This window comes from Pantoea sp. GW821-FHT03E06 (genome assembly GCF_059420725.1).
This window is the reverse complement of record NZ_JBWKUG010000001.1, coordinates 2,589,401-2,600,924: the sequence shown is the minus strand read 5'-3', so window position 1 is coordinate 2,600,924 and position 11,524 is coordinate 2,589,401. Positions and strand designations below refer to the sequence as shown.

13 protein-coding genes are annotated in these 11,524 nt (G+C 56.0%); 8 read left to right on the top strand and 5 right to left on the bottom strand.

The features are described from left to right. Positions 1-16: 16 nt before the first annotated feature. From cheZ to fliE, 5 genes are read right to left on the bottom strand one after another with little or no spacing between them, the layout of a single operon-like run. A complete protein-coding gene (cheZ, locus tag AC07WB_RS12230; protein ID WP_345829140.1) occupies positions 17-643 on the bottom strand; it encodes a protein phosphatase CheZ in 627 nt (208 codons plus the stop codon). Next, positions 643-1,029 carry a chemotaxis response regulator CheY gene (gene cheY, locus AC07WB_RS12225; RefSeq protein ID WP_400456332.1) on the bottom strand — a complete coding sequence of 129 codons (387 nt, stop codon included), beginning with the start codon at positions 1,027-1,029 and terminating at the stop codon, positions 643-645. The genes cheZ and cheY overlap by 1 nt, the downstream gene beginning before the upstream one ends. Beyond that, positions 1,019-2,107 (bottom strand): protein-glutamate methylesterase/protein-glutamine glutaminase, encoded by a 1,089-nt coding sequence (locus AC07WB_RS12220; RefSeq protein ID WP_097096801.1) that lies wholly within the window; start codon positions 2,105-2,107, stop codon positions 1,019-1,021. Before AC07WB_RS12220 ends, cheY begins: the two co-directional genes overlap by 11 nt. Then, positions 2,104-2,961 carry a CheR family methyltransferase gene (locus tag AC07WB_RS12215; protein ID WP_097096802.1) on the bottom strand — a complete coding sequence of 286 codons (858 nt, stop codon included), beginning with the start codon at positions 2,959-2,961 and terminating at the stop codon, positions 2,104-2,106. Before AC07WB_RS12215 ends, AC07WB_RS12220 begins: the two co-directional genes overlap by 4 nt. A gap of 16 nt (positions 2,962-2,977) precedes the next feature. Next, a complete protein-coding gene (gene fliE, locus AC07WB_RS12210) occupies positions 2,978-3,301 on the bottom strand; it encodes a flagellar hook-basal body complex protein FliE (protein WP_345829143.1) in 324 nt (107 codons plus the stop codon). Positions 3,302-3,579: 278 nt separating this feature from the next. On the opposite strand from fliE, the gene fliF reads away from it, so the two are divergent. The 8 genes from fliF (at position 3,580) to fliM (ending at position 11,520) form a co-directional block, all read left to right on the top strand. Next, complete coding sequence (gene fliF / locus AC07WB_RS12205) at positions 3,580-5,280, top strand: flagellar basal-body MS-ring/collar protein FliF (protein WP_494940576.1); 1,701 nt, start codon at positions 3,580-3,582, stop codon at positions 5,278-5,280. Next, positions 5,277-6,263, top strand: a complete 987-nt coding sequence (fliG, locus tag AC07WB_RS12200) for a flagellar motor switch protein FliG (RefSeq protein ID WP_097096805.1) — start codon at positions 5,277-5,279, stop codon at positions 6,261-6,263. Before fliF ends, fliG begins: the two co-directional genes overlap by 4 nt. Continuing rightward, positions 6,250-6,972, top strand: coding sequence for a flagellar assembly protein FliH (locus tag AC07WB_RS12195; RefSeq protein WP_097096806.1), 723 nt, complete (start codon positions 6,250-6,252; stop codon positions 6,970-6,972). The genes fliG and AC07WB_RS12195 overlap by 14 nt, the downstream gene beginning before the upstream one ends. After that, complete coding sequence (fliI, locus tag AC07WB_RS12190; RefSeq protein ID WP_494940575.1) at positions 6,969-8,333, top strand: flagellar protein export ATPase FliI; 1,365 nt, start codon at positions 6,969-6,971, stop codon at positions 8,331-8,333. Before AC07WB_RS12195 ends, fliI begins: the two co-directional genes overlap by 4 nt. A gap of 4 nt (positions 8,334-8,337) precedes the next feature. Then, a complete protein-coding gene (gene fliJ / locus AC07WB_RS12185) occupies positions 8,338-8,787 on the top strand; it encodes a flagellar export protein FliJ (protein WP_097096808.1) in 450 nt (149 codons plus the stop codon). Next, the gene (locus tag AC07WB_RS12180; RefSeq protein ID WP_097096809.1) at positions 8,784-9,890 is read left to right on the top strand and encodes a flagellar hook-length control protein FliK; all 1,107 of its coding nucleotides are present in this window, start codon (positions 8,784-8,786) and stop codon (positions 9,888-9,890) included. Before fliJ ends, AC07WB_RS12180 begins: the two co-directional genes overlap by 4 nt. Positions 9,891-10,018: 128 nt before the next feature. Beyond that, positions 10,019-10,522, top strand: coding sequence for a flagellar basal body-associated FliL family protein (locus tag AC07WB_RS12175; protein WP_400456322.1), 504 nt, complete (start codon positions 10,019-10,021; stop codon positions 10,520-10,522). Between the two features lie 5 nt (positions 10,523-10,527). After that, on the top strand, positions 10,528-11,520 hold the full coding sequence (fliM, locus tag AC07WB_RS12170) for a flagellar motor switch protein FliM (RefSeq protein ID WP_400456320.1): 993 nt from the start codon (positions 10,528-10,530) through the stop codon (positions 11,518-11,520). The last annotated feature ends 4 nt before the right edge of the window (positions 11,521-11,524 follow it).

Sequence of the window (11,524 nt, the reverse complement as noted above, 5' to 3'; positions counted from 1 at the left end):
GTTTCGCCAGGCCGGGTTAGAAGCCGAGCGACTCCAGCAGGTCATCTACCTGATCCTGAGACGTGGCGATGCCTTCTGCCATGGCATCGATTTGCGGACCGTTTTTCAGATTTTCCATCTCAGGCGGCGCGACGGCTTCACGTTCACCCATGTTTTCAACCAGCACATTAATCAGCTCTTTCTCCACGGTCTCAATCACATGCATCAGGCTTTGTAGCACCTGGCCGGTGAGATCCTGGAAATCCTGCGCCATCATGATTTCGGTCAGCTGGCGATTGGTCAGCTGGGTTAATTCCGGTACCTGTTGCAGATAGCCGCGCGTCGCTTTAACCAGCTCGCGCGCATCGTCCAGCGGCTGTGGATTGGCGAACCAGGCATCCCAGCGTGCGCTCAGCTGCGTGGCATTTTCGCTCAGCGTATCCTGCAGCGGACGGGCCACTTCAACGCTGGTTAACGCACGATCGGCGGCCTGTGAGGTTTTACCCACCACATAGTTAAGGCGATCGCGGGTATTGGGAAAGGCATCGGCCACTTCCATAATCGCCTGCTCTAGCCCGAGATTGGCCATGCTATTACGCAGCAGGCGAGTCAGCTGGCCGATGCGTAAAAAGAGATCTTTCGTGTTATCCGAAGCCATGCTCATTACCCAAGTTTTTCAAAAATTTTGCCGAGCTTCTCTTCCAGCGTGGCAGCGGTAAACGGCTTAACGATGTATCCATTGGCACCGGCCTGGGCGGCGGCAATGATATTTTCGCGTTTGGCTTCAGCGGTAACCATTAGCACCGGCATTTTCGCCATAGCGGGATCGAGGCGAATGGTTTTCAGCAGTTCCAGACCGTCGATATTCGGCATGTTCCAGTCGCTGACCACGAAATCGAATTCGCTAGCACGCAGCTTATTCAGCGCATCCTGTCCGTCTTCGGCTTCTTCAATGTTCTTGTAACCCAGGTCCTGCAGCAGGTTACGTACGATGCGTCGCATGGTGGCGAAGTCATCGACCACCAGAAAACGCAGGCTTTTATCCGTCATGTGAGTTGTCTCCTGAACGTCCGGCAGACGTTCTGTTTCGTTGTTTGTTATGGCTAAAACTGTCCAGCAGGTGCTGGCTGATATCATCGAGATCGACCACCGCTTTCACGCCGCCCCGCGCAATGGCTTCGCGCGGCATGCCAAATACCACGCAGGTGGCTTCGCTTTGCGCCAGGGTGTAAGCGCAAGCGTTGTATAACGCCAGCATGCCGCGCGCGCCGTCGTGGCCCATGCCGGTGAGAATGGCGGCGCTGGCGTGTCGACCGGCATGCAACGCCACCGAGTGAAACAGCACATCCACCGAAGGACGATGGCGATTCACTTCCAGCGCGTTGCTCAGGCGAACGGCATAACCTTTGCCCTGACGCACGATCTCCATGTGCAAATCGCCTGGCGCAATCAACGCGGTGCCCATCTGCACGCGCTCACCATCCTGCGCTTCACGCACGTTGATCGCGCATAGCGAATCGAGGCGCTGTGCAAAGGAGCGGGTAAAGCCCGCGGGCATATGCTGGGCAATCACAATCCCCGGGCAATTGACCGGCATCTGCACCAGCACCCGGCGCAGTGCTTCGGTGCCGCCGGTGGAGGAGCCGATGGCAATGAGACTTTCGTGACCCACGCGCGCGTCAAAAATGGGCTGACGCTGCTGCGGGCTGGTGTGACCCTGGCCCACCCGGGCTTTTGCCGAGCTGCGAATCTTCTCCACCACGCGTTCGCCCCACTCTTGCCAGTCGCTGTTGGTGTGCGCATCGGGTTTGGCGATAAAATCCACCGCGCCCTGTTCCAGCGCACGCAGAGTGGTGTGTGAACCCTGCGTGGTCATGGATGAGATCATCACGACCGGCATTGGGCGCAGCCGCATCAGGCGGGAAAGAAACTCCAGCCCATCCATGCGCGGCATATCGATATCCAGCGTCAGCACATCCGGATTGAGTTTCTTGATCAGCTCGCGCGCCACCAGCGGATCCGGTGCGGTGGCCACCATTTCCATATCCGGCTGCTGATTGATGATGGCGCTGAGCATGTTGCGCATCAGTGCGGAATCATCCACGGCCATGACGCGAATCCGCTTCACGCGCGGCTCTCCAGCACTTCATATACCGACTGTCCGCGCAGACGCAGCGGGATATTCGGATAGTTGAAATGTTCGGAATGGCCGACAAACAGCAACCCACCGGGTTTCAGCATGCGGGCAAAGCGTTGCAGCAGACGCTCCTGGGTAGGTGCATCAAAGTAGATCATCACGTTACGGCAAAAAATCGCGTCGACAGACTCAGGCACGCTCGCCCAGTTGGCATCCAGCAGGTTGAGCTGCAGATAGTTGATGCTCGCCAGCAGTTCACGCTTCACCTTCACCATTTCACTGTTCTCACCCGAGCCGCGTAAAAAATAGTGGCGCTTCTGCATCAGCGACAGCGTGTCTAAATCGCTCAGACGGTAGACGCCCGCTTCGGCCCGGGCTAACACGTCGGTATCAATATCCGAGGCCCAGATACGCGGTCCGGAAAGGGAGGCGCCGAGCGTTTCATTTAGCGTCATGGCGATTGAGCAGGGCTCTTCACCGGTAGAGGCGGCGGTGCACCACACGCGGTAGCCGTTCCGGCGTTGATGCGCGTGCTGCGCCAGCACCGGAAAATGGTGGGCCTCACGGAAGAAGGAGGTCAGGTTAGTGGTCAGCGCATTAATGAATGTTTGCCACTCCGGATGTTCCGGATGGGATTCAAGAATCTGCGCGTACTCGCTGAAGTTATTCAGCGCCAGTTCATGCACACGACGCGAAAGACGATTAAAAATCATCTCGCGTTTATGGGCATTAACCACAATGCCGGCGCGGCGGTAAATTAATTTGCCAAAGCGCGCTAATTCGCCATCCGATAAAATCAGCTGATGACGTAATAAGCGCGCAGAGTTGCTAGTAATTAGGCTCATAGAATATTAACAAGCCTTAAACCGGCGTGTTCATTATTTCCTGATAGGCGCTAATCATCTTATTTCTCGCCTGCATGCCGAAGCTAAATGAAATTGATGACTTCTGCATAGAGAGCATAACGTCATTCAGGCCAATATCACTGGCGCCAGACATCCATTGCTGCGTGGTATTCTTCGCATCGAGCTGAGTTTTGTTTATTTCATTGATACTGTTAAATAGCGCATCTGAAAAAGAGAAGCCTTTCTCGGGCGCGTCCAGTCTGGCTTTCGGTGCGCCTGAAAGCTGCTGCGCCTGAGTCTGGATCTGATCAAGCACGCCACGCATGAGTGTTGCTGACATTTTTTACGTCCTGAGTGAGTAAAATAAAACGCTATTTGTTAATACTGAGTTAATTGCACATCTTTTAAACGTCAGCAGCTTAACATGTATATAAAACCTGAAGAAAATCCGATAAGCGAACAGAACTTTGAGCTTATCCGGGATTAAATTTTCCCCTAATGCGTCGATAATGCCTGCCTGAAAATTCTCCCACGAATTTGAATTTGTCGTTATCGGTATACGCTCAGGCGTCAGCCGGCACGCATTATCGATACATGATATTTCTTACAGGATCAGGCATGAGTGCCACATTGAATGATTTAACCAACAACCCGGCTGAGCAATTTAAATCGGCAATATCATGGCTGCGCAGCAGCCCGAAATTGCTATTGGTGATTTGCGCCGCCGCGGCATTGTCAGTGATTATCGCGCTGATGTTCTGGGCGAAAGAGCCGGACTATAAAGTGTTGTTTAGCAACATCAGCGATGAGGATGGCGGTGCCATTGTCGCGCAGCTGTCTCAGCTCAACGTCCCGTATCGCATTGATACACCGGGCGGGGTGATTATGGTGCCGGAAGCCCAGGTGCATGAAGTGCGCATGAAGCTGGCGCAGCAGGGGCTGCCGAAAGGTGGCGAGGTAGGCTTTGAGCTGATGGACCAGGAGAAATTCGGCACCAGCCAGTTCAGCGAGCAGGTGAATTACCAGCGCGCGCTGGAAGGCGAACTGGCTCGCACCATCGAAAACCTCGGTCCTATCCAGCTGGCGCGTGTACATCTAGCGGTACCGAAACCCTCGATGTTTGTGCGCGACCAAAAGCTGCCAACGGCATCGGTGACCGTCAACCTGATTAAAGGCCGGACGCTGGATGAAGGGCAGGTGGTGGCGATCACCCATCTGATCTCCAGTGCGGTCACGGGTTTGACCGCAGAGAACGTCACCATTGTCGATCAGCGTGGCAATCTGCTGACGCAACGTGGCGTGGGTGGCTTACAAACTTCACAGCTGAAATATACCAGTGAACTGGAAAATGATTATCAGCAGCGCATCCAGCGCATCCTGGCGCCGCTGGTAGGCGACAGTAATGTGCGTGCACAGGTCACCGCGCAGCTTGATTTCACCCAGCAAGAGCAAACGCAGGAACAGTATCAGCCGAACGCCGATCCACAAAAAATGGCGATTCGTAGCCGTCAGGCCAGCCTTGCTGAGCAGGGCAATGGTCGCACCACCGGCGGCGTGCCTGGTGCGCTGAGCAACTCGCCACCAACGCCGGCGTCGGCACCGATTACCCAACCGCTGAACACGGCGGCAGCGGAGGCGAAGAAAGGCACCAATGCGAATAGCACCACGACGTCAACGTCCACGCCTGCCAGCAGCGGACAGCCTTTTAACAACCGCAGTGACGAAACCACCAACTTCGAGCTGGATCGCACGCTGACGCACATCAAGTCCAACATGGGCAGCATTCAACGTCTTTCGGTCGCGGTGGTGATTAACCATCTACCGCAGGGCGAAGAGGGCAAAGTGCAGCCGCTGAGTGAGGCGGAGCTGACGCGCATTAGCGCGCTGGTGAAAGAGGCGATCGGCTACAGCGAAAGCCGTGGCGACAGCGTCAATATCATGAACTCGCCGTTCAACGGCATTGTGGAAGAGCCGCTGCCGCCGATCTGGAAGCAAGAGCGATTCCAGTCACTGATGATGACGCTGGCCCGCTATTTGATGATTGCGCTTATTGCCTGGGTGATGTGGCGCAAGCTGGTTCAGCCAGCGTGGCTGCGCCACCACGAGATCACCTTGCGCCGTCTTGAGATTGAAAAAGAGACGCGTCAGGAAGAGATTGCGGCGAAAAAACGTGCCGCCGAGAAGGAAGCCAGCGATCGGGCGCAGCAGCGCGTCGATACCGAAATCAACAGCCAACAGCTGCGTGAACTGGCGGAGCAGGAGCCACGCGTCATTGCTCTGGTTATCCGTCAGTGGATGAATAAGGAACACACTAAATGAAGGCCTCAGATAAAAGCGCCATTGTCATGCTGACGCTGGGCGATGAACTGGCGGCTGAGGTGTTTAAGCATCTCAATGCCCATGAGGTAAAGCAGATCAGTAGCTCTATGGTCAACATGGCGGGATTCACCCATGACCAGATGGCTGCGGTACTGCGTGAGTTCAAGAAAGACTCAACCGAGTACGCTGCGCTCAGCCTCAACACCAACGATTATCTGCGCAGCGTGCTGGTTAAGGCGCTGGGCGAAGAGCGCGCGACCTCGCTGCTGGAAGATCTGCTGGATACCCATCAGGGCACCAACGGTATCGAAACGCTGAACTTTATGGAGCCGCAGTCGGTGTTTGACCTGATCCGCGAAGAGCATCCGCAGATCATCGCCACCATCCTCGTGCACCTTAAGCGCAACCAGGCCGCTGATGTACTGGGCAAATTCGAAGATCGCGAACGTAACGACATTATGTTGCGTATTGCCACCTTCGGCGGCGTTCAGCCAGCTGCGCTGCAGGAGCTGACCGAAGTGCTGAATAACCTGTTGCACGGTCAGAATCTCAAACGCAGCAAAATGGGCGGGGTACGACCTGCCGCAGAGATTCTCAACCTGATGAAATCGCAGCAGGAAGAGCTGGCCATTGAGGCCGTGCGTGAGTTCGATGGCGAACTGGCGCAGAAGATCATCGACGAGATGTTCCTGTTCGAAAACCTGGTCGAAGTGGAAGATCGCAGCATCCAGCGCCTGTTGCAGGAGATCGAGAACGAAACCCTGCTGATTGCGCTGAAAGGGGCCGACGAACCGCTGCGCGAGAAATTCTTCTTCAATATGTCGCGTCGTCAGGCGGATCTGATGAAAGAAGATTTACTGTCGCGCGGACCGGTACGCCTGTCGCAGGTGGAAGCGGAGCAGAAAACCATCCTCAACGTGGTGCGCCGCCTGGCCGAAACTGGCGAAATCATCATCGGAGGCAGCGACGATGCCTACGTTTGATAAAAAGTTTGAGCAGGCCAGCGGCACGGAATGGCGCAGCTGGCAGCCTGATAACCTGCTGAGTGATACCAGCGCCGTGGCCGCACCGCTGCCAACGCTGGATAGCCTTCAAAGCGAACAGGACATTCAGGCCGAACTGGCCCGCTTGCGCAAGCAGGCCGAACAGCAGGGATATCAGCAGGGGCTAAGCAGTGGTCAGGAGGAGGGCCGCAAGCAGGGTTTTGACGCGGGCGTACGCGAAGGCCGCGAAGCCGGACTGGCGCAGGGCAAAGCCGATGCCGTCGCCCAGCAGCAACAGCTGCTGCGTCAGGCCGAGGGCTGGGTCAGCAATTTTAAACTGGCGATGGACAGCCTGGAGAGCCTGGTGCCGGGGCGTCTGGTGCAGCTTTCATTAATGGCGGTGCAGCAGCTGTACGGATCGGCCAGCGTGGCGGACAACACGGCGCTGCTGAAGCAGATCCGCAACCTGATGAAACAGGACGCGCTGCTGCACGGCACCATGCAACTCTACGTGCATCCAGACGATCGGCAGAATGTCGCCGCCGCCATGGGTGACACCCTGGCGCAGCTGGGATGGGAGCTGCACAGCGATGCGCAGCTGGCCCCCGGCGGCTGCCGCATCATCTCGCCGGAAGTGGAGTTTGATGCCAGCCTGGAAACACGCTGGCAGGCGCTGTGCCAGCTGGCGCGCGAGGAGCTGTCACAATGAGTCAGCAGTTGAAAAACTGGCTGCATGCGCTGGATCGCGTGGAAGAGAAGCTGGGCGACATGCCCTGTTTCCGCCAGTACGGCAAACTCACGCGCGCCACCGGTCTGGTGATGGAAGCCGTTGGGCTCAAACTGCCGATTGGCGCGCTGTGCGTTGTTGAGCGTCGCACCAGTCAGGGCATTAGCGCGGTAGAGAGCGAAGTGGTGGGCTTTAACGGCTCCACGCTCTACCTGATGCCGCTTGAGCAGGTAGATGGCATTCTGCCCGGCGCACGCGTGTACGCGCCCGAAGCCGATACCAGCCAGGGCAAACAGCTGCCGGTTGGGCCGCACCTGTTAGGCCGCGTGCTGGATGCGCAAGGGCGGCCGCTGGATGGTCGTCCACCGGCCGGTAAACCAGCCGCCAGCCTGTTCACGCCGGTACTCAACCCGCTCCATCGCGATCCTATTAAAACCGTGCTGGACGTGGGCGTACGCGCCATCAACGGCCTGCTGACGGTCGGTCGTGGCCAGCGTATGGGCCTGTTCGCCGGATCGGGCGTGGGTAAGAGTGTGCTGCTAGGCATGATGGCACGCTTCACCACCGCCGATGTGATCGTGGTGGGGCTGATTGGTGAACGTGGCCGTGAAGTGAAAGATTTTATCGAGAACATTCTCGGTGAAGAGGGACGTGAGCGCGCGGTGGTGATTGCCGCGCCTGCCGATGTCTCGCCGATCCTGCGCATGCAGGGTGCCGTTTACGCGACGCGCATCGCCGAAGATTTCCGCGATCGGGGCATGAACGTGCTGCTGATTATGGATTCCCTGACGCGTTACGCCATGGCGCAGCGTGAAGTGGCGCTGGCCATTGGTGAGCCACCGGCGACCAAAGGGTATCCACCGTCGGTCTTTGCCCGTTTGCCCGCGCTGGTTGAGCGCACCGGTAACGGTATGCCTGGCGGCGGTTCCATCACCGCGTTCTACACCGTTCTGACCGAAGGCGACGACCAGCAAGATCCGATTGCCGATTCGGCGCGCGCCATTCTGGATGGCCATATCGTCCTGTCGCGCCGGCTGGCAGAGCAGGGGCATTATCCTGCGATTGATATTGAAGCGTCGATCAGTCGTGCCATGACCGAACTGATCCCGCACGCGCAGTACCGCAAAGTGCAGCGTTTTAAACAGCTGCTCTCTGCCTATCAACGTAACCGCGATTTGGTCAGTGTAGGTGCCTATGTAAAAGGCAGCGATCCCTTGCTCGACCAGGCGATTAGCCAATATCCGGACCTGGAGGCCTTTCTCCATCAGGCCATCCATGAACGCAGCGGCTATGACGAAGCGATCGGCGCGCTGAACCACCTGTTTCCCACCCTAACGGAATAAGCTGATGAAGGTAAAAAACCCGATGACCCTGCTGCGGGATATGGCAGAAGAGAAGCTGACGGATACCACTCGCGCGTTGGGTGGCGTGCAGCAGCGCTTGCAGGATGCGGTTCAGCAGCATGAGCAGTTACAGCACTATGAGCGGGAGTATCAGCACTCGCTGCGCCAGGGAATGATGGAGCGCGGCATGTCGATGGCCGATCTGGTGAATCACCAATCCTTTGTTTTATCCCTTAACCAGGTGGTGAAGCAGCACGCTACCCACGTTAACCGCTGTGAAAAGGCGGTGGATCAAGCAAAGGCCAGCTGGGTGCATGACAAACAGCGCTTGAACGCGTTTGAAACCTTGATTGTGCGACGTGAAACCGCGCGTGCTCAGGTGGAAACACGGCAGGAACAGAAGTTGATGGATGAGTTCGCCCAACGGGCCGGACAGAAACGAGAGAGACTATGAATATTGACGTTACTGCACTGCTCAGCGGCGGTGCAGATCTGCTGCCAGCGAAAGGGAAATTTACCGGCGCGGACTTTGCTGTCGCCCTGGACGATAAGCTGCAGAACCTGGGCCTGGTGCACACCGCATTGCCGACGGGGCCAGCGATGCTATTGCCTGGCGATGTGGCCCTTGCCGATCTGATGCCCGAGCTCGAGGCAGCCGTGTTGCCAGTAGAACTGAGTGACGCGTTGCCCAGCGATCTCGCCGCCGCGCTGGACAGCCTCGTACCGCAACAGGGCGAGACGCTGGTGGAGCAGGCTGAGCGGGAAGCAGACCCGCTGGCGCTGCTCGAAACGCTGGTGCCGGGTAATCCACAATGGCAGCTGCAGCAGCTGGTGAGCCACAACGTTGCCTCGGCAGCGGATAATGGCATCACCGTGAAGGCCGCAAAAGACCCCGCGCCGTTAACCGAAGCGTTTGGCGCATTGGCAAAAGCCGCCGCTACCGAGACGAAGACACCCGGACCGGGCAAAGAGCCTTCTCTGGCTTCTATGATCGCCAGCAGCAGTGCCGCGCCACAGCACAGCGAGACGCTGCCTGGCAATGAAGCCAGCGTGGTAGCCGCAGTGGCGGCTCCCGTATCCGCGCCTGTCCGTAACAACGTTAGCATCAGCGCCGTCGCTACCGTGCCTTATGCGCCGCAAACACCCGAATGGAAGCAGGCAGTTAGCCAGCAGATTGTGATGTTCAGCCGTAACGGCGTGCACAACGCCGAAATTCGTCTTCATCCTGAAGAGCTGGGCTCGTTACAGATCAGCCTGCGTTTGCATCAGGAGCAGGCGCAGATTCATATCGTCAGTGAACATGCGCAGGTACGTCATGCTCTGGAGCAGGCGATGCCGCAGCTGCGTGCCGCCATGGCGGAATCAGGATTGCAGCTTTCGCAGGCGAGCGTCAGCGCTGATAACCCCTATGCCGGCGCAGGTGCGCAGGGCGAATCGTCAGAAAATCAGCATCCGGCACCGCAGCAGGGGGATGAAAACAGCGTAGAAGAAGAAACTTCGCCTGTTGTGATCAACCAAACCGCGGGAAATATCCACGGAATCAATACCTTTGCCTGAAGTGCTGAAATAGCTTCATGTATGAAATTTTATCGCCTGATTATTCAGCGGATAACCTGGACTACAATACCGGCCATGCGAATGACAGGGCTGTGAACCGTCTTTCTTTATTTTAGAGCTAACAATCAATGAGTAAGAAAAAGCAAAATGCCACGCAGGGTGGAAAATCACGCTCGCTGCTGGTTCCCCTGTTGTTGCTAATTACCGTCGCCGCCTGTAGCGCGGCGGGATATTTATTCTGGCAAATGAAGTCAGCTAAACCGGTGACGGAAGAGGCTGAGCAGGCAGAAGTCGTCCAGCCGGCGGTAGAAATTAATCCGCTTTATTTATCGCTGAATACCTTTACCGTCAGCCTTAAGCCAACCAGCAATGAAGCCGATCGCGTGTTATTTATTGGCATATCGGTGCGCGTGGCCGATCAGCCATCGCTGCTGCTGCTGGAAAAATATTTGCCGGAATATCGCAGTCGTCTGTTTATGTTATTAACCCAGCAGACCTATGAAGCGTTATCCACCGATGAAGGCAAGACGCAGCTGATTGCAAGTTTGAAAGAAGAGATGGCAAAGCCCATCGGTAAAAACCTGGCGGTGAAACCTACCGATATTTTAATTAATGAATTTATTCTGCGGTAAATATTATGGTGGATAGCTTCTTATCACAGGATGAAATTGATCAGCTGCTTAATGCCGATAGCGGTAGCAGCAACGAAAATGCCGGTGGCGAAGTGGACGGGGGCATAAAACCCTACGATCCGCATACGCAACGCCGGGTAATTCGTGAACGACTTCATTCGCTAGAAATAATTAATGAACGCTTTGCCCGACAGTTCCGTATGGGACTGTTTAATTTACTGCGCCGTAGCCCGGATATCACTGCGGGCAATATTCAGATTCAGCCATACCATGAGTTTGCCCGTAACCTGCCGGTGCCGACCAACCTGAATCTGCTGCATCTGAATCCGCTGCGCGGCACCTCGCTGATGGCGTTTTCGCCAGGGCTGGTGTTTATGGCGGTGGACAATCTGTTTGGTGGCGATGGCCGTTTCCCCACCAAGGCCGACGGGCGGGAATTTACCCCGACCGAACAGCGCGTTATTCATCGCATGCTGTCAATGGCGCGTGAAGCTTATGAATTCGCCTGGAGCACCATCTATAAAATTAAAACGGAATACATTCGCTCTGAAATTCAGGTGAAGTTTACCAATATCACCTCGTCGCCCAATGATGTGGTGGTGACCACACCGTTCTCGGTGGAAATTGGTTCACATCGTGGCGAATTTAATATCTGTATTCCTTTCAGTTCGATTGAGCCTTTACGTGAATTGCTGAGTAATCCGCCGATGGATAACTCACGTTATGAAGATGCTAACTGGCGCGGATTACTTGCCAGTCAGATGCGTGAAACCCAGCTGGAGCTGGTTGCCAGCTTTGCGGGTGTGGAAACGCGGCTTTCGAATGTGATGCAAATGAAGAAAGGTGATGTCATTGCCTTCGACAAACAAGAGCTTATTGAAGCCAGCGTCGGCAACGTGCCGGTGCTGAAAGCGAAATATGGCTCCGTAAATAATCAATATGCTCTAAAGGTCGAACAGATGGTTCAGCCAGCATTATCATCATTAACTAAGGACTAATTTC